This is a genomic window from Janthinobacterium rivuli, assembly GCF_029690045.1.
GTDB lineage: Bacteria > Pseudomonadota > Gammaproteobacteria > Burkholderiales > Burkholderiaceae_D > Janthinobacterium > Janthinobacterium rivuli.
Genome location: NZ_CP121464.1, coordinates 5,216,736 through 5,237,583 on the forward strand (window position 1 = coordinate 5,216,736; position 20,848 = coordinate 5,237,583).

General features: G+C 63.2%; 17 protein-coding genes. 8 read left to right on the forward strand and 9 right to left on the reverse strand.

The features are described from left to right. Nucleotides 1–27: 27 nt before the first annotated feature. From P9875_RS23650 to P9875_RS23665, 4 genes are read right to left on the reverse strand one after another with little or no spacing between them, the layout of a single operon-like run. Entirely contained in the window at nucleotides 28–2,199 is a 2,172-nt protein-coding gene (locus P9875_RS23650; protein WP_176391102.1) for a T6SS phospholipase effector Tle1-like catalytic domain-containing protein, read from the reverse strand. A 4-nt stretch (nucleotides 2,200–2,203) separates the two neighbouring features. Further along, nucleotides 2,204–2,656, reverse strand: a complete 453-nt coding sequence (locus P9875_RS23655) for a DUF3304 domain-containing protein (protein ID WP_278316768.1) — start codon at nucleotides 2,654–2,656, stop codon at nucleotides 2,204–2,206. 40 nt (nucleotides 2,657–2,696) lie between these two features. Then, on the reverse strand, nucleotides 2,697–3,629 hold the full coding sequence (locus tag P9875_RS23660; protein WP_278316769.1) for a DUF4123 domain-containing protein: 933 nt from the start codon (nucleotides 3,627–3,629) through the stop codon (nucleotides 2,697–2,699). 10 nt (nucleotides 3,630–3,639) lie between these two features. Further along, nucleotides 3,640–6,504, reverse strand: coding sequence for a type VI secretion system Vgr family protein (locus P9875_RS23665; RefSeq protein ID WP_278316770.1), 2,865 nt, complete (start codon nucleotides 6,502–6,504; stop codon nucleotides 3,640–3,642). Between the two features lie 207 nt (nucleotides 6,505–6,711). Here P9875_RS23665 and tal point away from each other — a divergent pair, with 207 nt between their 5' ends. Continuing rightward, entirely contained in the window at nucleotides 6,712–7,647 is a 936-nt protein-coding gene (tal, locus tag P9875_RS23670; protein WP_035821310.1) for a transaldolase, read from the forward strand. A gap of 72 nt (nucleotides 7,648–7,719) precedes the next feature. On the opposite strand, the gene P9875_RS23675 is transcribed toward tal, so the two are convergent. After that, nucleotides 7,720–8,577, reverse strand: a complete 858-nt coding sequence (locus tag P9875_RS23675; RefSeq protein ID WP_158300202.1) for a hypothetical protein — start codon at nucleotides 8,575–8,577, stop codon at nucleotides 7,720–7,722. Nucleotides 8,578–8,746: 169 nt separating this feature from the next. Between P9875_RS23675 and P9875_RS23680 the strand changes: the two genes are divergently transcribed. From P9875_RS23680 to P9875_RS23690, 3 genes are all read left to right on the forward strand, one after another. Continuing rightward, nucleotides 8,747–9,838, forward strand: a complete 1,092-nt coding sequence (locus P9875_RS23680) for a patatin-like phospholipase family protein (protein WP_099403013.1) — start codon at nucleotides 8,747–8,749, stop codon at nucleotides 9,836–9,838. 121 nt (nucleotides 9,839–9,959) lie between these two features. After that, nucleotides 9,960–11,678: a methyl-accepting chemotaxis protein gene (locus P9875_RS23685; protein ID WP_278316771.1), complete on the forward strand. Its 1,719-nt coding sequence runs from the start codon at nucleotides 9,960–9,962 to the stop codon at nucleotides 11,676–11,678. Between the two features lie 130 nt (nucleotides 11,679–11,808). Further along, nucleotides 11,809–12,987 (forward strand): tetratricopeptide repeat protein, encoded by a 1,179-nt coding sequence (locus P9875_RS23690; RefSeq protein WP_278316772.1) that lies wholly within the window; start codon nucleotides 11,809–11,811, stop codon nucleotides 12,985–12,987. 14 nt (nucleotides 12,988–13,001) lie between these two features. Here the strand turns inward: P9875_RS23690 and hemW are convergent, their stop codons facing one another. The 3 genes from hemW to rph form a co-directional block, all read right to left on the reverse strand. After that, complete coding sequence (gene hemW / locus P9875_RS23695) at nucleotides 13,002–14,276, reverse strand: radical SAM family heme chaperone HemW (protein WP_278316773.1); 1,275 nt, start codon at nucleotides 14,274–14,276, stop codon at nucleotides 13,002–13,004. Further along, entirely contained in the window at nucleotides 14,273–14,857 is a 585-nt protein-coding gene (gene rdgB / locus P9875_RS23700) for an RdgB/HAM1 family non-canonical purine NTP pyrophosphatase (protein WP_070281283.1), read from the reverse strand. The genes hemW and rdgB overlap by 4 nt, the downstream gene beginning before the upstream one ends. Nucleotides 14,858–14,995: 138 nt before the next feature. After that, nucleotides 14,996–15,724, reverse strand: a complete 729-nt coding sequence (rph, locus tag P9875_RS23705) for a ribonuclease PH (protein ID WP_099403010.1) — start codon at nucleotides 15,722–15,724, stop codon at nucleotides 14,996–14,998. Nucleotides 15,725–16,024: 300 nt separating this feature from the next. On the opposite strand from rph, the gene P9875_RS23710 reads away from it, so the two are divergent. Then, the gene (locus P9875_RS23710) at nucleotides 16,025–16,915 is read left to right on the forward strand and encodes a YicC/YloC family endoribonuclease (RefSeq protein WP_176390941.1); all 891 of its coding nucleotides are present in this window, start codon (nucleotides 16,025–16,027) and stop codon (nucleotides 16,913–16,915) included. A gap of 7 nt (nucleotides 16,916–16,922) precedes the next feature. Here the strand turns inward: P9875_RS23710 and P9875_RS23715 are convergent, their stop codons facing one another. Then, nucleotides 16,923–17,333: a DoxX family protein gene (locus tag P9875_RS23715; RefSeq protein WP_081922562.1), complete on the reverse strand. Its 411-nt coding sequence runs from the start codon at nucleotides 17,331–17,333 to the stop codon at nucleotides 16,923–16,925. A gap of 210 nt (nucleotides 17,334–17,543) precedes the next feature. Here P9875_RS23715 and gmk point away from each other — a divergent pair, with 210 nt between their 5' ends. The 3 genes from gmk to P9875_RS23730 all read left to right on the forward strand — a co-directional run bounded on the left by gmk (nucleotide 17,544) and on the right by P9875_RS23730 (nucleotide 20,811). Continuing rightward, nucleotides 17,544–18,182, forward strand: coding sequence for a guanylate kinase (gene gmk, locus P9875_RS23720; RefSeq protein ID WP_080753685.1), 639 nt, complete (start codon nucleotides 17,544–17,546; stop codon nucleotides 18,180–18,182). 60 nt (nucleotides 18,183–18,242) lie between these two features. Beyond that, nucleotides 18,243–18,446, forward strand: coding sequence for a DNA-directed RNA polymerase subunit omega (gene rpoZ, locus P9875_RS23725; RefSeq protein WP_010400723.1), 204 nt, complete (start codon nucleotides 18,243–18,245; stop codon nucleotides 18,444–18,446). Between the two features lie 82 nt (nucleotides 18,447–18,528). Continuing rightward, complete coding sequence (locus P9875_RS23730; RefSeq protein ID WP_278316774.1) at nucleotides 18,529–20,811, forward strand: RelA/SpoT family protein; 2,283 nt, start codon at nucleotides 18,529–18,531, stop codon at nucleotides 20,809–20,811. Nucleotides 20,812–20,848: the final 37 nt, after the last annotated feature.

The following is a 20,848-nucleotide window of genomic DNA, read 5'->3' on the forward strand; positions in this document are numbered from 1 at the left end:
CGGCTCCAGCCGCGCTGAAATCACGCTCTATGCGAGCGCCTCGGCACGCGTTGCATAGCGCTGCTGCGCCAGGTAAATCTCTTCATCCGCTTTGGCTTGCGCAATATCCTGTGTTAAGTTTTCGCTCCACACAAATTCTTCGGGTGCTTCTTTCGCCTCGATGCCGGCCGTCGGCATGCGTTGCAGCTCCTTCTCGTGCACGCTTTTCCGGAAGAAACCACTTTGCGGGTAATAGCCTCGGCGCAAGATATAGCCGCCACCCTCGCGCCGCGTATAGGTTTGCGTGGTGATCAGCCTGCTACGCATGTCGGCGCTGTCGGCATCCGTACGGATCGGATAGGGAGTGCCATACTGCGCTTCCTTGACCAGTGCTTCCTCTTCCGGCGTCAATGCTTCGCCATTCTTCTGTTTCAGTTGCGCGGCTTCCGTCTTTCGGCTGAGCTCATATACGCGTTTATAAAAGCCGTCTTTAGGCGGTTTATCGGCGAACGAGGCGATCCTGGCCCGCTTGTCGTATTCCGTCACTTCGCCTGCCATATAAAAGCCGGCCAGGGAATCATGCACATAGTCGTCAAAAAAACGCATCACTTCGGGCGGCAGCGGTTTGGGGTGATCGAATATGTCGAGCGCCCATGCTTCCCAATCATCCAAGGAGATGTGATTTTGGGCGCGATAGTATTGCCAGTGATTGATGCGCGCAATGTCCCGGGCGCTGAACGGTTGCCCCTCATCGCCATGAAGGAAGGCTTTGCGCGCGCGCAGCGCTTCCAGATCGCCTGCCAGCAAGCGGTTATAGGAACCCAGATCCTCCCGCTCCTGCGCGCTGGCCGCCTTGAAGCTGGCCGTGGCCTCCAAGGTCTTGACGCGCACGGCGCGCCAGCGGTAATACAGCTCCATGTGCTTGCTCAGCAAACCGCCTTGCTTGTTAAGCTCGGCGGTATATGCTTCCCATGCCTTGGCAAGCTCTTGACTGACCTGGAAATCAACTTGCACCGTAGCTTCCAGTTTGCTGAACGGCCTCAAAGGCACGCCCTTGAGGCGAGCCTCCTTGAACATATGCGCCAGCGGAATTTGCGACAGCAAGGCCGCTTGTCCGCCACGCCCCTTTCCCTGCTCGCCCGGGCCATAACCGCCCCCGACATCGGAGTGGACGCCAGGAAAATATACTTCCTCGATTTTCCCTTCCAGGCGCGTGACGGGAAAATTCATGCGCTGCTCATGCGTGGCAATACAATGCAGACCTGCCTGGACGCAGGACGGCAATGGCTTGAGCAATTCATTGGCCCAGGCCCAATGGCCATCGAACATCGCGCCAGGCGCGATCGTGGTTTTCGCCACCGACCCCGAACTGCCCACGGTTGCCACCGTATCAAAGACGCCAAGAAAATCGATGCTGGCAAGGATGCCGGCAAACTTCTGCACCTTATCTTTGGGCGGTGTGAGCAAATCGGCAAACAACTGGCAAAACGCCACCGCCTCGGCGGCGCCACGCGAAAAACCGAACACGGACAAGGTCAGCGATGGAATATGCGGCTTCGGTTGTGCCGCCATCGCCGCTTTGAGTTTTTCAATATGCTCAGCGAACCAGTCAGAGTGGGTCATGAAACGCTCCCTGCCAGTTGAGGGATGCGGCACCTTTTTGTGGCCTACGTCATTATCATAAGTACGGGCAAGTTCGCCAGCCTTATCTGATTTATATAATGGAGTTTCATCTCCGTATACCGTTCGATGAACTGCATTTAAAACCTGCAACAACCCCCATATAATGCGTGGCTGCCCTCCTTTGGCAAAAGCCTTCCCCTCATCAGACTCAGTCAGTTCACCAATTTCCTTAAATGGCGTTCCCACGCCAGGAATGTAATATCGGTAATACCCGGCACCCCGCTTATCAGATGGAAAAGCAGAAAATAGACGCGCCACATTGCTATGACTGGCGTCATTGGGATCTACTACAACATCATCAATAGGTATGGGTTTCTTTGTTTTTTGATCGAGTACGCCCGTTCTAACCCCATTCTTATCGCGCTCCAGATTGTTATTGGTTCCATCAAAGAAAATCCCAACCCTCACTGGAATACTGCACGGCGCGCTACCTTCATTAGCACATGCCTCCTTGGCAATTTCGGATTGTTCTTTCATCGACGGATTTAAAAAAAAATCGACGGGAAACGGCGCGGAATTTGGAGTTTCACTGATCATAATATCAAGGAATATTGGCAGGTTTTCCGGAGTGAAGAATAGGATGAGTTTTTGCCCCCCCTCCAGCATTTGACACGACAACCCTCACCTTATCATTGGGGAAGAAATGCATATAGATATCGCCAGGCTCATCGTATTTTTCCACTTCCACCATTTTTTCTTTAATAATATGTTTTAGTCCATCCGGCATATCCCACCGCACCCGAACCATCATTCCCGGATACCACACTCTCGGGATAGAGGCGCAACAGATTTCTGCTCCCCCCGCCCCCCATCTGGCCATATCCGCACCTCCAGCCCCATCCACCGACGCGGAGTAAATGAAATTCCCGGTATGATTCACAATACCCACCTGCGCCGTCGCGGTAGGGCTTGGGCCGGCTTGCTCAACCTGCTTGGCCTTGAAGGCACAGCCGCTCAACAGCAAGACAGCGCCAAGATACATAATCCATTTCATGATTTTCCTTTTATCAAAGTAAGCAGTTGAATGAACATGGCTAGGCAGCCGAGCGCGCCTGCCAGAAATCGTCGGGCAGCGTGTCGAGCTCGGACAGGTAATTCGCACCCTGGCGCGTGCGCCGCAACAGGCTGGCCATCGCAGGATGCAAGGTGAAATCATCGGCCAGCATCAAGGCCAGGGCGCTGAAATGCTGACGCTGGCCAGCCGCCTCGATGCCGCTGGCGTTTGCCACAAACAAATGACGCGCCACGCGCGCGTGGCACTGGGCCGGAGTACCGGAATGAAACAGGTCCGGCTGCACATCATGCAGATTGGCAAGGATGGCGTCGGCTTCGGCGCTATCCACCAGGGCGGCGAAGGCGGCATCGCCGAGGGGGAATTTATCAAACTCCGCAGGGACGGGACTGGGCTGCGCCTCGCCCTGCCAACTGATCAGCGAACCATCGCGCCGCAGCGACCACCAGTGGTAGATGGGGCTCAGCAAATGCGCGGACTGCGTTTCAGTCAAGGCTGCCAGCAAGGCCGGCAATGTGCGGCTATCGGCCCAGCGCACGGGCCATTCGACGGTATCTGGCGTGATGGCAATCAAATAGGGGCGCAGATGCTGCTCCAGCTGGTCGATATCGAGCGTGCTGGCGATGATGCTGAGCATGGGCTTGCCTGCACACACCGAAAACAGGCGCTGCAGCCACTCGGCCTGCTCGCTGCTTGTCGATGGCGCCGCCATTAAATGCGGTGCGGCGCTCTTGAAGTTTTGCAGCGAGGTGTGCGCATACAGCGACTGGCGCCGCAAACGGCTCGGGTAACGCTTGGTGAAAAACTCCTCATCGCAGGCGCCGTCGAGCAGCGCCAGCAAATGCAAGGGCTGGCCGCCGTTCGCCACCGCCGCTTCCGCGCACAAGGCCTGCAGTTGCTGTGCGATCTGCGCTGGAACTGCAGGGTCAGGAAGATCGATGGCAAAGTACATCATGGCTCCTTTTCTAGGCTGCCGTGGGCGCGACAAACGGGCTGCCGCTACGCAAGGCCGCCAACAGGCACGCTTTGCAGACGCTGGCAGGCAGCGCCGGCAATGGATAAGCCAGCCGTTCCGGCCCGTCAAAACTCTTCTTGCCGGCATGCACCGTGATCTTGCCCGGGCACTGCACGGTGATGTTGCCGCCCTCGATGGTGATGTTGGCGCCGCCCGCCGTCGACAGGCGGATGCTTTTCGCCGCCGCCCAGTCGATGTGCGCGGCGGCGCTGACGATATTGACTTCCTCGCGCGCCTGCACGTTGAGCACGTCGGCCTGCGCCTGCAGGTCGATGGCTTGTTTGGCGGCGATCAGTTGCAGGCCGATATTGTTCTCGCCCGCCTTGACCACGCCGGCCAGCGCGCCGATGGCCTGGCCGCTGTGCACGCGCAGCTGGCCGCCGCCGACGAACTGGGTGTCCTGGCCGCTCATCAGGGAGGTGGTTTCGCCATTGACCAGCTGGATATCCTGGCCCGCCAGCACGCCCAGGCCGGCACGGGCGGCGATGGCGATGATGGCGTCGCTGCTGTGCGGCAGCTTGTCGTCGCCGGGGCTGGTCGGCTTGCCCGCCGCGTCGCGCCTGGCGGCGGCCGTATTTTCCTGGCTCAGCATGCCGGAAACGCTGGTCAGGAACGCCGGCAAGGGCGCCGCCTTTTCGTCGAGCACGCTGGCATTCGCCTTGGCCGGGCCCAGGTGGCTGGCATACGCGACCGTCTTGTGCGTGACGGCGGCGGCGCTGAAGGTTGCACCCAGCTTGGCTGCCTGCTTGAGCAAGACCATGCCCGGTGCATTGTCGCCGGCCGGATCGCGCGCCTGCGCGTCGTGGTTGACGAGGTAGCTGGAAATGAGCAGGCCGGCGCCGGCCCGCACGGCGCCGTAAGCGTCCGTGCGCAGCTCGGCGCCCGTACCGCGCAGGCTGCTCCGGTAATTGTCGGCCGCATGGATCAGGTGGCCAAGATTGAGTTCGCTTGCCGCATGGCTGCTCTTGAGCTGGATGCGCCCTTGCTGGTCGGTATCGTCGAACAGCAACTGGTTGTAGCCAGAGCCGGAGCCGGCGGCGCCGAATTCCTTGCTGCGGATGCCCCATTGCGCCGCGCCGTTGCGGTGGCCCGCGCTGCCGCCAGCCGCGCCATGCCAGAGCGGACTGTTGCCGCCAGCCACGTTGCCCTGCGCCGATGGCGCATGGTCGCGCGCCGGCTCGAAGACGCTGGCGTCCGCGGGCTTGTCCGTGATGCCGCCGGGCGTGGGCGCGACGCCGCCCTCGCCTTGCCCGTTGTACAGGGCGCCGACGATGATGGGCCGGTCGATATCGTTTTCCAGAAATTGCACCAGCACTTCCTGGCCGATGCGCGGCAGGAACTGGCTGCCCATGCCGCCGCCGGCCGAGCGCTGCGCCACGCGCACCCAGCAGGTGGCGCTGCCGTCAAGTTGCCAGTGGAAACGGATGCGCACCCGGCCCAGCTTGTCGCAATGGATTTCGCTGCCGCCGCTGGCGCTGGTGCCGCCGTCGGCGCCGACGACGATGGCGCTCTGGCTGCCGCAGGCCGTCGGTTTCGGGTGGTGGCGCGCGTCGCCGCCGTCATGCACGGGGCGCCATGGCGTTGCCGCGGCAAGCATCTCGATGCAGTTGGCGTAACCGCTGGCTTTCGCCTGGGCAATCGCGGCGGCAAAGTCGGCAAAGCCGTCGCCCAGGCCAGGCATGGCTTCTTGCAGCAGTTCGGGCACTGGGCCGAACAGTTCTGCCAGCGCCTGCGACGCGGGCGCCGGCAGGTTGTTGATGCCGATGCTGGCCACGCGGAGCACGACATAGTCGGATGCGGCGCCGTCGGCCTGCGGCAACGGCCCCTGCGTCAGGGTAAAGCGCGTGCCGGCGCGCAGGGTGCGTACCGTCGAGCGCGCCTGCCACAACTGGGCGCGCGCTTCGCGCGACTGCATCTGCAGCGCGGCATAGTGCTGCGCCTGCGCGCCATTCGCATACCAGTACTGGCCCGGCGTATCGTAACTTTCCAGCACGGTGGCATGCTTGCCGCCGATGGCCAGATTCGTCGGCACGCTGGCGGCGACCGCCTTCTTGGCCTTGTAATCGTAGCTCAGTACGCTACTCAGCCCGACGTGCAGGCTGCGCCGCGCGCACAGCGCTTGCACGCTGTCGCTCGCTTCGCCGGCCCTGGCGCCATGAAAGCGCAAGCCGCCGCCTTGCGCGCTGCTGGCGTCCTCGGGCGTGGCGCAGGGCTGGCTGCTGTCGGCGAACAAAATCAGCGTGTGCGCCTCGAAGCGCCAGGCGATGCCCTCTTCCGTCAGCAGCCGGCGCACGAAATCGTAGTCCGATTCCCGGTACTGGCAACAATAGCTGCGCTCGCCCGCCTGCCGCATGCACTGCGCCACCTCGTCGCTCCATTGCCACAGGGCATGCGGCGCATAGGCTTGCAATACCTCGTCGACGATGGCCGTCACGCTCCGGTCTTGCCATACGCGGCTGTTACGCACTTGCGTCAGCAGCCACAGCCAGGGCGTGATGCGCAAGCGGTAGCGCGCCAGGCCGCCATTGCTGCCCAGCATGGCCGCTGCGCTGATATAGCCGGAAAACTGCGTGCGCGTGCCGTCGGCCAGGCTGATATGCAGGCTGGCAGGCTGGCCCAGCAGGGAGGCCAGCGCAACATGGGCATTCGTGGACAAGGCGATAATCTCGCGCGCGCCAACCGCCTGCAGCCGGTCATCGGCGGCGAAGGCTTCGACCAGCAAGCCGCCGTCCTGTCCATCATCGCCGATGGACAATGCATACAGACGCGTCTCACCATTGAAGGCGGCTACCGCGCTAACGATATCTTGTGTCAAAGGATGCTCTTCATCTGGAAAGTGGCATCACACATTGCTTATCAAAACAATGTGCAAAATAAACAAGTCCAGGCAATTATGCGCGAGTTCTCAAAAAAGCAAGATTCAATTGAACAAGTAGTGCGCGGGGGAGACAATAGTCGGTGCTTCGGGCAATGGATTCGGTACAATACTCCGGCAAGCCCATTCACTCTTTCCCGTGCAGCCATGAACCAACTCGAACAACTGAAGCAATTTACTACCGTGGTGGCCGACACCGGCGACTTCCAATCGATCCAGGCTTACACGCCGCGCGATGCGACGACGAATCCGTCGCTGATCCTGAAGGCCGTGCAAAAGGATGAATACAAGCCGCTGCTGGAAAAGGCCGTGCGCGACCATCCGAACGCCTCGACCGCCGAAATCATCGACCGCCTGCTGATCGCCTTTGGCGTGGAAATCCTGCAAACCATCCCCGGCCGCGTCTCCACCGAAGTCGATGCGCGCCTGTCGTTCGACACGGAAGGTACTGTCGCCAAGGGCCGCGACCTGATCGCCCTGTATTCGAACGCCGGCATTGCCCGCGAGCGCGTGCTGATCAAGATCGCCTCCACCTGGGAAGGCATCCGCGCCGCCGCCATCCTGGAAAAGGAAGGCATCCGCTGCAACATGACCCTGCTGTTCTCGCTGGCCCAGGCCATCGCCTGCGCCGAAGCGGGCGCGCAGCTGATTTCGCCGTTCGTCGGCCGCATCTACGACTGGTACAAGAAATCGACGGGCATCGACTACATGGGCGCGGAAGATCCGGGCGTGCAATCGGTCCGCCGCATCTACAATTACTACCGCAAGTTCGGCTACAAGACCGAGGTGATGGGCGCGAGCTTCCGCAACACGTCGCAAATCCTCGAACTGGCCGGCTGCGACCTGCTCACCATCAGCCCCGACCTGCTGCAAAAGCTGGCCGACAGCGATGCGCCGGTGGAACGCAAGCTGAGCGCCGAAGCGGCGCCGTCGACCAACATCGTGCAAATGTCGCTGAACGAAGAAGCCTTCCGCTTCATGATGAATGAAGACGCGATGGCGACGGAAAAACTGGCCGAAGGCATCCGCGCCTTCTGCGTCGATTCCGGCAAGCTGAAACAGATGGTCGCGGCACTGCGTTAATCGCTGATCCTCACCGCAAAAAAAAGCGGCGTCCGTGCAATGCACGGCGCCGCTTTTTTCATGCCCGCGTGATCAGGAGCAGCGGAAGGTGGCTACGCCCTGGTAATTGGCGCCATTCGCCAAGACCACCTTGTAGCCGCCCGTGACGAGGTAGCTCCCCGTGCCGCCGTCGCCCAGCGCCAGCAGCATGCCCGAGCTGCCGCCCAGGAAGCCGCCACTGATGACCGTCATGGCCGGCGTGTTGATCGTGCCGCTGCCGCTGGCCTTGCCGGTGCTGCCGCCGGCCGTGGCATCGACCGTCATGGCCAGCGCGGCGCCCGCGGCGCCAAAGGACAAGGTGGCGCTGCCGCTTGCCGTGCCGTAATAGCCGTCCTGCTGCACGCTGGCGCCGCCCGTATAGCTGGGCGCCGTAAACTTGCCCGCATCACATTGGAAGGTGCCGGAGAAGGGCAAGGCGGCCACCGTGTTGTAGACGCTGTAATGGGCGCTGGCATTGTTGCCGCTCATGACCGTGCTGCCGCTGCTGCGCGTGAGGGTGCCGGTGAACCACCGTCCCTGCGCAAATGCCGCATCGCCGACAATGTCGCGCGTGATGGCGGGCGTGCCGCTGAAGCTGGCGCCCGAGATCTCGCTCAGGGCGCCGGAACTGTCTTGCGCCACGCTGCCCAAGGTACCGTAAGCCTGGCTGGCAACGGCCAGCAGCAGGTAGCGCGGGCTCAGCCCTTTCGCAAACGGCGCGTTGACGCTGCCCGTGTCGCTGCCGGCGGGCGGCGGAATGACCGGTGTCCCAGGAGGGACTGGATTGACGGGCTGGGCCGGATTCGCGGCAACCTGGGCATCGGAGGAGGAAGAGCCGCCGCCACAGGCACTGAGGGTGGCAGCCAGCAAGACTGGCAGAACAAGGAAGGAGGTGCAGATTGGTTTTTTCATGTATCTCTTATCAGTCAAAAAAAGGCAAGGACGGCACGCTTGCAATGCATCTTTAGTTTTCAAATAATATTGCTTTTTCCTCTCAACTGTCGCACGCCTGCCACCGTCCTTTGGCACGGCATGACGCTACAATCGCTACAATAGGCAATCGCCACCAGCCGCCACGCGCATGTCCTTCACCCTGCCTGCTTCGTCCGCCATCACCATCCGCCTGGGCCGCCGCGCCCGCGCCCGCATTGCCGAAAACGGCTTGCGCGCCAGCGACATCGCCATCGTCCCTGCCGCCGCGGGCGGGCCGAAAGGCTTGATCCTGCACCAGCTCGATTGCTGGCTGTTCGGTGATTTTCTGGCGCAGGCGCCGCGCCCGCGCCACTTCGTCGGCGCCTCGATCGGCGCCTGGCGCATGGCCGCCGCCGTGTTCCCCGACCCGGTGGCCGCGCAGCGCCGCCTGGTGCGCGCATACGTGGGCCAGCGCTATCCCGACAAGCCCGAGGCGGCGCACGTCAGCCGCACCTGCCGCGCCCTGCTCGACGCCGTCCTCGATGGCAAGGATGCGCAGCTGCTGCAGCACGAGCGCCACAGCCTGTCGGTGCTGGCCGTGCGCGGCGTCGGCGCGCTGGCGCAGCCGGGCAAATGGCGCGACCGGCGCGGCTTCCTGCTGGCGGCCGCCGGCAACGCCGTGGCGCGCGCGCGCCTGGCCGCCTCGCTGGAACGCGCCGTGTTCCATGCCGGGCCGGATGGCGCCAGCTGGCTGCGCTCGCGCTTCGACGCCTTTCATTCCCACTTCGTGCCGCTGGCGCAGGAGAACCTGCGCGACGCGCTGCTCGCTTCCGGTTCCATCCCGCTGGTGCTCGATGCCGTGACGGACATCGCCGGTGCGCCGCCCGGGCGCTACTGGGACGGCGGCCTGGTCGACTACCATTTGCACCTGCCCTACCAGCGCGAACCGGATCTGGTGCTGTACCCGCATTTTGCCGACCATATCGTGCCAGGCTGGCTGGACAAGGCCATGCCTTGGCGCCGCGCGCGCAGCGGCGATAGCGCACTCGACAACATGATCCTCGTCTCGCCCTCGCCCGCCTTCGTGGCCAGCCTGCCGAACGGCAAACTGCCGGACCGGCGCGACTTCCCCCACTACGGGCAAGACCACGCGGCGCGCATGCGCGACTGGCGCCGCGCCATCGCGGAAAGCGAACGCATGGCGGCCGCCTTCGCCCGCTGGGCCGAGCAGCCCGACCTGCGCCAGGCGCTCGACCTGTAGCACGGGCGAGACTGCAACAGGTGCCAAAACAAGCGCGCTTTTCCCTCGCCTATTGGTCACTTATCAGTGCATACTATGTCGCACAGGCAATTAAATCCCCTCTGCGACAGGAGCTCCAACCATGCACGCCCTCTCCCACCTTCGTATCGGCACGCGCCTGGCTGCAGGCTTCGCGCTGGTGCTGCTGCTGTCCGTGATCTCCACCTCGTACGCGCTGTACAGCGCCCACGTGAATGCCGAAGCGACGCGGCAAATGATGGAAAAACCGCTGGCCAAGGAACGCCTCGTCTCGGACTGGTACGTGCTGATTTATTCGGCCATCGCGCGCACGTCGATGATCGCCAAAAGCACGGATGAAACCCTGTCCAGCGTGTTTGCCGACACCATCGCCGACAGCACGAAACAGGGCAGCGAACTGCTGAAGAAAATCGAGGCGCTGCTCGACAGCGACGAGGAAAAAGCCATCTTCAAATCGTCCATCGCCGAACGCGTCAAGTACCAGGACGCCAAGACCCTGGTGATGAATGCGCGCAAGGCCGGCGACGCGGCGCAGGCGGAAAGCACTTACCGCGACAGCTTCGCGCCGGCCGCCGCCAAATACCAGAACAACGTCAAGGCCCTGCTGTCGCAGCAGCGCCAGGCCATCGACGCCACGGCGCACGCGATCGAGGCGGCCAACGGGCGCAGCTTCACACTGCTGCTGACCTTGTGCGTGCTGGTGGTGGCGCTGGGCAGCGTCTGCGCCTGGCTGATCACGCGCTCGATCACGCAACCATTGAAGGCCGCCGTGAAGGTCGCCGAAACGGTGGCCGATGGCGACTTGCGCACGCATTTCGGCGCGCCCGCCAGCGATGAAATCGGCGACCTGATGCGCGCGCTGCACGGCATGAACGAGGCACTGCGCAAGGTGGTGTCGGAAGTGCAGACGGGCACCAATGCGATCGCCACGGCGTCGGGCGAAATCGCCGCCGGCAACCAGGATCTGTCGGCGCGCACGGAGCAGCAGGCCAGTTCGCTGGAAGAGACGGCGTCGTCGATGGAAGAACTGACCAGCACCGTCAAGCAGAATGCGGACAATGCGCGCCAGGCCAACCAGATGGCGGTAGCCGCCTCCGGCGTGGCCGAACGGGGCGGCAGCATCGTCAGCCAGGTGGTCGACACCATGGGCGCCATCGATACGGCATCGACGAAAATCGTCGACATCATCGGCGTCATCGACGGCATCGCCTTCCAGACGAATATCCTGGCCTTGAACGCGGCCGTCGAAGCGGCGCGCGCCGGTGAGCAGGGGCGCGGCTTTGCTGTCGTCGCCACGGAAGTGCGCAGCCTGGCGCAGCGCTCGGCCGCGGCGGCGCGCGAAATCAAGACCCTGATCGGCGACTCGGTGGAGCAGGTCAACAACGGCACGCGGCTGGTGCAGCAGGCCGGCAACACCATGGGCGAAGTGGTCGACAGCGTGCGCCGGGTCACCGACATCATGGCCGAAATCACTGCCGCCAGCGCCGAGCAAAGCATGGGCATCGACCAGGTCAACCAGGCCATCGCGCAGATGGACCAGGTGACGCAGCAAAATGCGGCCCTGGTGGAAGAAGCGGCGGCAGCGGCCGAAAGCATGCAGGACCAGGCGGCGCGCCTGGCGCAAGTGGCGGCCGGCTTCCAGCTCGAACACACGGCCGCGGCGGCGCCGGTGCGCACCGCGCGGCCGGCGCCCACCCAGCTGGCCAAGCCGGCGGCCAACAGCGCCACCGCCAGGAAGCCCAGCATCGCAACCAGGAGTACGCCAGCCCCGCGCAAGCCCCAGGCGCAGGTGGCTGGCGAGCAGGATTGGGAAGAGTTTTAAGGCGGGCAACAGGGCCCGTCAAAATGGTTTGACAGCGCCGTGGCGCGCGAGGATACTGGCTTCAGGTGGCATGGCGCTCCACCGGCAGCAATACGTGTTGCGCCTGACATCGCTCTGCGGGAGCACGAACATGAAACGTATCAGAGAACAGCTGCGCCTGGCCTTCCTGTCCCCCTTGCTGCTGTGCGCAGCCCTTGCCGGCTGCGCCACGGCCCCCGTCACGCCGCCTCCGCCCGACCTGTTCAACGATGCCAGCTTTGCCGCGCCGGCCGTGCCGGTCGACCCGCAGCAGGCGTTTGCCATGAGCGAGGCCATGCGGCTTTATGTGCGTGTCGATATCGCGCGCGAGGCGCGCAGCAAGAATCCCCGCCGCGCGCTGGCCGATGCCCTGCGCAACCGGGCCGGGCTGCAGCTGGAATATGATGCCGCCATGACGCGCACGGCGGCGCAAGCGTTCGATGCGCGCAGCGGAAATTGCCTGTCGCTGGTGCTGATGACGGCGGCACTGGCCAAGGAGATGGGGCTGGAAGTACGTTACCAGGTGGTCCTGGGCGAAGAGAGCTGGAGCCGCAGCGGTGACATGTATTTCGTCGCCGGCCACGTCAATCTCGCGCTGGAACGCCGCCCCCTCAGCAATGCGGTCGGCTACGATTCCGATGCCATCCTGCTCATCGACTTCCTGCCCGGCGAAGACCTCGTCGGCCAGCGCACGCAGGAAGTGCGCGAGGCAACCATCCTGGCCATGTACCTCAACAATCGCGCCGCCGAAACCATGGCCAGCGGCGAGCTCGATCAAGCCTACTGGTATGCCCGCGCCGCCATCCTGCAAGACCCCACGTTTGCGGGCTCCTTCAATACCATGGGCATCATCCAGCTGCGCCACGGCGATACCGAACCGGCGCGGCGCACGCTCGCTTACGCACTGGAGCGCTCGCCATCGAACCCCGTGCTGCTGTCCAACCTGGCGCAGGCGCTCGACGGCCTGGGACGCGCGGGCGAAGCGCAGCTGCTGCGGCGCAAATTGCTGGCCCTGCAGCCAGAGCCGCCGTTCCACTTTTTTAACCAGGGCCAGCGCGCCATGGAAACGGCCGACTACCAGGAAGCGGCGCGCCTGTTCAAGCGCGAGATCGCGCGCGACCCCTACTACCATGAATTCCACTTCTGGCTGGCGCAGGCGTATGCGCGCATGGGACAGCTGGCGCAGGCCGGACGCCAGCTGGAACTGGCGATGGACAACAGCACCACGCGCAGCGAGCACGGACTATACGCGGCCAAGCTGCAGCGCCTGCGCGCCGCCAGCGCGCATTAGCGCATCAGGCAGCGTCAGTCTTCCAGGAACATCTGCTGCAGGTCGTTCAGGAAGGACAATCCCAGCGCCGTCGGGCGGATGACCTGGTGGTCGCGGTACAGCAAGCCTTTCGCTTCGGCCGCATTCAGCGGCTGCTCGATGGCGTTGAGAGCCAGGCCCGTGCGCTCCGCGAACAGGTTCGGCGCAAAGCCCTGCGTCAGGCGCAGGGTATTGAGCATGAATTCAAAACCCATTTCCTCGCGTGCCAGTTCGCGCTCTTCCTGCACCGGGTTACCGGCTAGTACCGCGTCCATGTAGGCACGCGGCTGCTTGTAGCGGGCCTGGCGCAGCACGCGGTGCGGGAACGAAATCTTCGAATGCGCGCCCGCGCCGATGCCCAGATAATCGCCGAATTCCCAGTAATTGCGGTTGTGCTTGGCCTGCCGACCCGGCTGCGCATAGGCCGACACTTCGTAGCGGCCATAACCGGCCTGCGCCGCGCGCGCGGCCACCATGTCGGCGATGTCGGCGCTCTCGTCGTCATCCGGCAGCACCGGCGGATACTTGGCGAACAAGGTGTTCGGTTCGAGCGTCAGGTGGTACAGCGACAAATGCGGCGGCGCGAACGACAGCGCCGTTTCCAGGTCCTGCCGCGCTTCGGCCAGGGTTTGCGTGGGCAGCGCGTACATCAGGTCGAGATTGAAATTGTCAAAGTTGGCGTGCGCGATCTCCACCGCGCGGCGCGCCTCGTTGTCGTCGTGGATGCGTCCCAGCGCCTGCAAATGGCGGCCATTGAAGCTCTGGATGCCGATCGACAAACGATTGATGCCGCTGGCCCGGTAAGACTTGAATTTTTCCGCTTCAAAGGTGCCCGGATTGGCTTCCATGGTGATTTCGCAATCGAGCTCCAGTGGCAGCAGAGTGCGCACGTCCGACATCAACCGGTCCAGGCCCGCCGCCGACATCAGGCTGGGCGTGCCGCCGCCGATGAAAATCGTGTGGATCTTGCGGCCCCAGATCAGCGGCAGCGCCATTTCCAGGTCCAGCCGCAGGGCGGCCAGGTATTCGGCTTCCGGCAAGTCGCCGCGCACCTCGTGCGAATTGAAATCGCAATACGGGCATTTTTTCACGCACCACGGGAAATGGATGTACAGCGACAGCGGCGGCAGGGCCGTCAGGTTCAGCGCGCCCGGCTGCAGGTATTTCAGGGCCGCTCCGGCCACGCCGGAAATGCCTGCCTGCGGCGCGGGCGACGCTCCGGGCTTGGCTGCCGACCTGGCAACGGCGCCCACCAGTTTGATCGGGATCATCGCAGCTTTTCCACCAGCGCGCGCAGGGCCTGACCACGGTGCGACAGCGCGTTCTTTTCATCGGACGTCAGTTCGGCCGCGCACTTGCCCAGCGCGGGAAGGAAGAAATGCGGATCGTAGCCGAAGCCGCCGTTGCCACGCGGCGTGGCGATCATCTCGCCATTCCAGCGGCCATCGGCGATCACGGGCTGCGGGTCGTCCGCATGGCGCACGTACACCAGCACGCAGTAGTAATAGGCGGACTTGTCGGCATGCGCTTCCAGGTCGGCGATCAGCTTGGCGCTGTTGGCGGCATCCGATTTCGGCTCGCCCGCATAGCGGGCCGAGTACACGCCTGGCGCGCCGCCGAGCGCATTGACGCACACGCCGGAATCGTCGGCCAGCGCCGGCAAGCCCGTCAGGCGCGACGCGTGGCGCGCCTTTTGCAGGGCGTTTTCAACGAAGGTGTGGAATGGTTCGTCGCTTTCCGGCACGGCGTACTCGCCCTGGGCGTGGACGGAAAAACCGATGGTCGAGAGCAGCTCGTTGAATTCCTTGAGCTTGCCGGCGTTGTTGGAGGCGAGGATGAGGCGTTGGGTCATGTCAGTAGTCCGGTTGAAGTGCCGACATTGTAAACCTTTTGCGCTCCCCTCACCTTGGCCCGCCGCCGCGCTCAACGGCGGCAAGTGTGGGCTTTTTGCCCGGCGTGGCGGGCAGCGATGTGTAAATCTATGTAAAGATCAGATCCCCAAAGCCTGCTTCTGCAGGGCGATCAGGTCGGCGATGCCGCCCTGTGCCAGGTCCAGCAAACGGTTCATGCCGGCGCGGTCGAAGGCGGCGCCTTCGGCCGTGCCTTGCACTTCGATGAAGTGGCCCGCTTCCGTCATGACCACGTTCATGTCCGTGTCGCAGCCCGAGTCTTCCACGTAATCGAGGTCCAGCACCGGCATGCCCTGGTAGACGCCCACCGAGATGGCGGCGACGAAGCTTTTCACGGGAATGGCGGTGATCGCGCCGCGCGCCTGCAGCTGGGAAAACGCGTCATACGCAGCCACCATGGCGCCCGTGATCGAGGCCGTGCGCGTGCCGCCATCGGCCTGGATGACGTCGCAATCGAGGTGCAGGGTGCGTTCGCCGAAGGCCTGCAAATCAAAGGCGGCGCGCAGCGAGCGGCCGATCAGGCGCTGGATTTCCTGCGTGCGGCCGGACTGCTTGCCGCGCGCCGCTTCGCGGTCCATGCGCGTGTGCGTCGAGCGCGGCAGCATGCCGTACTCGGCCGTCAACCAGCCCTGGCCCTTGCCTTTCAGAAAACCCGGCACCTTGTCTTCGATGCTGGCGGTGCAGATGACCTTGGTGTCGCCGCACTCGATCAGCACCGAGCCTTCGGCATGCTTGGTGTACTGGCGGGTGATGCGGATGGCGCGCAGCGCGTCGACGGTGCGGCCGCTCGGGCGGGATTCAAATGTCATGGGGTGTCCTGTGTGATTGGGGTTGCGGCAGCGATTTTACCACCGCGCGCCCGTGTATTTGCAGTCATGCAACAGCGCAGGACGCAATGGCGGGCCGCACACACATGATCCCTACAATCCTGCCCCGCCAAACACAATTTTCTTTACAATGCCGTAAAACGCACACTATTCAGCAATTTTCAGGCCATCGTGTACTTCGGTCTGTTTTGCGGCGCGGGCGGTATTGCCTGCGCTGGCTGATTAAGTGTATAAGTGACTGTATACAAGACCAAATCGGGGAATCCTTTGAGCATTTCAAGCATGACAGGCTACGCGGTTGCCACCAGCGAAGGTGCTGCAGGCACACTGACAATTGAAATCAAGAGCGTCAACTCGCGCTTTCTCGACCTGCAATTCCGGATCAACGACGATCTGCGGGCCCTGGAGCCTGACTTGCGCGCCGCCGTCATGTCCGCCATCACGCGCGGCAAAGTCGAGGTACGCCTGAGCTTTGGCCGCAAGGCGGCGACGGCCGGCACGCAGGCGCTGAACCTGCCCCTGCTGGCCGAACTGGCGCGCCTGCAAAACGAAGTGGGCCAGCATTTTGTCTCCGCTCCCGTCATGACGGTGGCCGAACTGCTGCGCTGGCCTGGCGTCATCGAAGAAGCGCAAGTGGGACAGGAGTCCCTGCAGGCGGACGTGGGCGCGCTGACCAAGCGTACCGTGGCGGCCTTCGTCGACAGCCGCAAGCGCGAAGGCGCCGCGCTCGAAGCCGTGCTGCTGTCGCGCATCGAAGCGATGGAAGCCATCGTCAAGCGCATCACGCCATTGATACCGCAAGTGGTGGCGGCCTTCCAGCAAAAAGCCATCGAGCGCATGCAGGATGCGCTGGGCCTGGCCAGCCAGGGCTCGAATTCAGCCCTGTCGCGCCAGGACGCCATGGAACGCATCCGCCAGGAAGTGATTTTGTACGGCATCCGCATCGACGTGTCGGAAGAGCTGGCGCGCCTGTCGGCCCACCTGGGCGAAACGCGCCACATCCTCACCAAGGGCGGGCAAGTGGGCAAGCGCCTCGACTTCATGATGCAGGAACTGAACCGCGAAGCCAACACGCTGGGCGCCAAGGCGTCCGTCAAGGAACTGGCCGACGCCTCGATGGACTTGAAGCTGCTGATCGAGCAGATGCGCGAACAGGTGCAGAACCTGGAATAAGCTCCCTTCAGGCCAGGCGCGCTCCGGCGCGCCCCTTGTCGCTGGCGGCGATGACGACGCAGGCGACAAACAGCACGATGCTGTATTCCACGCCGCCGGCGCCATGCTCGCCCACGAACCAGCCCTTGGCCGCATGCACGATGGCGATGCCGCCGATGCAGATCACCATCAGCCCGGCCGCCGCCCAGCGCGTGTACTTGCCGGCGATGAGCAAACTGCCGCAAACGATTTCGACGACGGTAATCGCCCACACCACGGCCAGACCGTAGATGAACCCCTTGTCTTCCAGGAAACCGGCAAAGCGGGGAATGGTGCCATTGGCGATGCGCGTGATCGCATGCGCCATGAACATCACGGCGATGGCCACGCGCAGCAGCAACATGGCCTGGGCGGAACTGAGAAACGGGAAATTCTTCATGCGCGCATCCTGTCGGCAAATAGTTATTAAGAAAAAACCATTCCAAATTAAATAACTATTTCCTCAAGATAACAAGCAAAATATGCACAAGCCTGGCGGCAAGGCGCATCGCGGGGCTGGCTCACCGCCTTGCCTCTTGGTAAAATACCGGATTGGGCGGCGCCCATGCAAGCGCACACGCCGCCATCACACGCATATGGAAAGATCCGCATGAGCCACCCTACCGCCTTCTCCGGCAGCCTGTTCGTGGTCGCCGCGCCATCGGGCGCCGGCAAATCGACACTGGTCAATGCATTGCTGGCGCAAGAGCCCGGCATCAAATTGTCGATCTCGACCACCACGCGCGCCCCGCGTCCCGGCGAGCAGCATGGCCGCGAGTATTACTTCACGACGGCGGAAGACTTTGTCGCGCGCGCCGACCAGGGCGAGTTCCTGGAATGGGCGGAAGTGCATGGCAATTACTACGGCACTTCGCGCATCATGGTGGAACAGCAAATGGCCGCCGGCACCGATATTCTGCTGGAAATCGACTGGCAGGGCGCGCGCCAGGTGCGCAAGCAATTTCCCCGCGCGGCCGGCATTTTCATCCTGCCGCCATCGATCGATGCGCTGGAAGAACGCCTGAACAAGCGCGGCCAGGACGAGCCGCACGTGATCACGCGCCGCCTGCTGGCGGCTGGCGGCGAAATCGCACACGCTCCCGAGTTCGAGTATGTTATTATCAATGAAGAGTTTACGGTCGCTTTGTCCGAACTGAGCGCGATCGTGAGAGCGGCCCGTTGCCGGTTTGCGCAACAAGCGGCCCGCAACGCATCGCTATTCGCCCAGCTGGGCCTGCACGCAGAATAATCGTCTCTGCACGCCAGTTCACACAGCGCCCCGCACCACGCACACAATTTAGGAGTTACTATGGCCCGTATCACAATCGAAGATTGCCTGAAGCAGATCCCTAACCGTTTCCAGCTGACCCTGGCTGCGACCTATCGCGCACGTCAGTTGTTGCAAGGCCACACCCCGAAGGTGGAAGCCAAGGACAAGCCTACCGTTGTCGCACTGCGTGAAATCGCTGCCGGTAAAGTCGGCATCGAAATGCTGAAAAAGGTCCCGATGTAATTGGGAAGCCGCGTGCCGGAACAGTGCTGACCCCTGCTTCTACCGTATCGTTTATTCACACTGTAAAGCAACGCGACGTTTTATGAGTCTGACCCCAGCCGACACGACTTCCGCAGCACTGCCGCCCCTGGCCTCGCGCCAGGCGGCAAAATCACAGGGCGCTTCCGCGCCCGGCGCCGGCACGTCCGGCAGCAACTCCCCCGCAGCACCGCCAGCGCCCGCCCTCGGCGTGGCCTCCGTCAGCCATCTGGCCGACAAGCTGGCCGAATACCTGTCTCCCGCCGACCTGAAAAAAGTCAAGGAAGCCTACCGCTTCTCCGACGAAATGCACCTGGGCCAGATGCGCCGCTCGGGCGAGCCGTATATCTCGCACCCGATCGCCGTCGCCGAAATCTGCGCCGACTGGAAGCTCGACGCGCAAGCCATCATGGCCGCCCTGCTGCATGACGTGATGGAAGACCAGGACGTCAAGAAGGATGAATTGATCGAACGCTTCGGCGCGCCGGTGGCGCACCTGGTCGACGGCCTGTCGAAACTGGAAAAGATCGAATTCCAGAGCCAGATCGAAGCGCAGGCGGAAAACTTCCGCAAGATGCTGCTGGCCATGGCCTCCGACGTCCGCGTGATCCTCATCAAGCTGGCCGACCGCCTGCACAATATGCGCACCCTGGACTTCATGACGGCGGCCAAAAAGCGCCGCATCGCCAGCGAGACCATGGAAGTGTATGTGCCGATCGCGCACCGCCTCGGCCTGAACAACATCTACCACGAGCTGCAGGACCTGTCGTTCTCGCACCTGTACCCCATGCGCTACCGCACGCTGGCGAAAGCCGTCAAGGCGGCGCGCGGCAACCGGCGCGAAGTGGTCAACAAGATCATGGAAGCGGTGAAGAGCACCTTGTCCATGGCCGAACTCGAGGCCGACGTCACGGGCCGCGAAAAGACCCTGTACGACATCTATAAAAAGATGCGCAGCAAGCATTTGTCGTTCTCGCAAGTGCTGGACGTGTACGGCTTCCGCGTGGTGGTGGGCAGCTTTGCCGACTGTTACGTGACCCTGGGCACCCTGCACAGCCTGTACAAGCCCATGCCGGGCAAGTTCAAGGATTACATCGCGATCCGCAAGCTGAACGGCTACCAGTCGCTGCACACGACCGTCATCGGCCCGTACGGCACGCCCGTCGAATTCCAGATCCGCACGCAGGAAATGCACCGCACGGCCGAGTCCGGCGTGGCCGCGCATTGGCTGTACAAGAGCGGCGAATCGAACCCGTCCGACTTGCAGCAGCGCACGCATGCGTGGCTACAATCCTTGCTCGACATCCAGCAACAGACGGGCGACTCGGCCGAATTCCTCGAACACGTCAAGGTCGACCTGTTCCCCGATTCCGTCTACGTGTTTACGCCGAAGTCGAAGATCATCGCCCTGCCGCGCGGCGCCACGGCCATCGACTTCGCCTATTCGATCCACACGGGCATCGGCGACCAGACCGTGGCCGTCAAGATCAACAACGAAACCTCGCCCCTGCGCACCGAGCTGCACAATGGCGACATCGTCGAAATCATCACCGATTCCTCGTCGCGCCCCAGCCCGACCTGGCTGTCGTTCGTGCGCACCGGCAAGGCCCGTTCGGCCATCCGCCACCATCTGCGCACGATCAACCTGCCCGAATCGATCGCCCTGGGCCAGCAATTGCTGTCGCAGGCGCTGCAGACCCTGAACATCGACGCCGACCTGCCAGCGCCATTGGTCGAACGCCTGCTCAACGAGTCGAGCGCCAATTCCATGGACGAGCTGTACGCGGACATCGGCATCGGCAAGCGCATGGCCACCTTGGTGGCGCGCCACATCTTCGGCTTGATTGGCGGCGAAGCGGCCAGCATGCCGGTGGAACACAATAGCGGCAGCGAGCTCGACCCCGTCACCATCTGCGGCAGCGAAGGCGTCTCCGTACAACTGGCGCCATGCTGCTTGCCGATTCCCGGCGACCAGATCATCGGCCAGCTGCGCCGCGACCAGGGGCTGCTGGTGCACACGAGCGACTGCTCGCAAGCGAAACGCCAGCGCGCCAAGGAACCGGACCGCTGGATCGCCGTGCGCTGGGGCACCGAACTGAACCGCCGCTTCGACTGCCGCATCAAGGTGCTGATCAACAGCGAACGGGGCATCCTCGCCAGAGTCGCCGCCGAAATCGGCGAATCCGACGCCAACATCATCTATGTGGGCATGGACGAAGACAAGGACAACGTCCTCGACCAGCTGCGCTTCACCGTGCAAGTCAAGGACAGGGTCCACCTGGCCGCCCTGCTGCGCAATGTGCGCAGAGTGGCCGGCGTGAATCGCATCCTGCGCGAGCGCAACTAAGAATTGTTGGCAAAAAGCTGGGGCCAGACCCGCCGGG

Bases quoted from the DNA above. Each gene is read 5' to 3' on its own strand.
- P9875_RS23650 (WP_176391102.1), bottom strand. From the start codon at position 2,199: ATGATCAGTGAAACTCCAAATTCCGCGCCGTTTCCCGTCGATTTTTTT.
- P9875_RS23655 (WP_278316768.1), bottom strand. From the start codon at position 2,656: ATGAAATGGATTATGTATCTTGGCGCTGTCTTGCTGTTGAGCGGCTGT.
- P9875_RS23660 (WP_278316769.1), bottom strand. From the start codon at position 3,629: ATGATGTACTTTGCCATCGATCTTCCTGACCCTGCAGTTCCAGCGCAG.
- tal (WP_035821310.1), top strand. From the start codon at position 6,712: ATGAACCAACTCGAACAACTGAAGCAATTTACTACCGTGGTGGCCGAC.
- P9875_RS23675 (WP_158300202.1), bottom strand. From the start codon at position 8,577: ATGAAAAAACCAATCTGCACCTCCTTCCTTGTTCTGCCAGTCTTGCTG.
- P9875_RS23680 (WP_099403013.1), top strand. From the start codon at position 8,747: ATGTCCTTCACCCTGCCTGCTTCGTCCGCCATCACCATCCGCCTGGGC.
- P9875_RS23685 (WP_278316771.1), top strand. From the start codon at position 9,960: ATGCACGCCCTCTCCCACCTTCGTATCGGCACGCGCCTGGCTGCAGGC.
- P9875_RS23690 (WP_278316772.1), top strand. From the start codon at position 11,809: ATGAAACGTATCAGAGAACAGCTGCGCCTGGCCTTCCTGTCCCCCTTG.
- hemW (WP_278316773.1), bottom strand. From the start codon at position 14,276: ATGATCCCGATCAAACTGGTGGGCGCCGTTGCCAGGTCGGCAGCCAAG.
- rdgB (WP_070281283.1), bottom strand. From the start codon at position 14,857: ATGACCCAACGCCTCATCCTCGCCTCCAACAACGCCGGCAAGCTCAAG.
- rph (WP_099403010.1), bottom strand. From the start codon at position 15,724: ATGACATTTGAATCCCGCCCGAGCGGCCGCACCGTCGACGCGCTGCGC.
- P9875_RS23710 (WP_176390941.1), top strand. From the start codon at position 16,025: ATGACAGGCTACGCGGTTGCCACCAGCGAAGGTGCTGCAGGCACACTG.
- P9875_RS23715 (WP_081922562.1), bottom strand. From the start codon at position 17,333: ATGAAGAATTTCCCGTTTCTCAGTTCCGCCCAGGCCATGTTGCTGCTG.
- gmk (WP_080753685.1), top strand. From the start codon at position 17,544: ATGAGCCACCCTACCGCCTTCTCCGGCAGCCTGTTCGTGGTCGCCGCG.
- rpoZ (WP_010400723.1), top strand. From the start codon at position 18,243: ATGGCCCGTATCACAATCGAAGATTGCCTGAAGCAGATCCCTAACCGT.
- P9875_RS23730 (WP_278316774.1), top strand. From the start codon at position 18,529: ATGAGTCTGACCCCAGCCGACACGACTTCCGCAGCACTGCCGCCCCTG.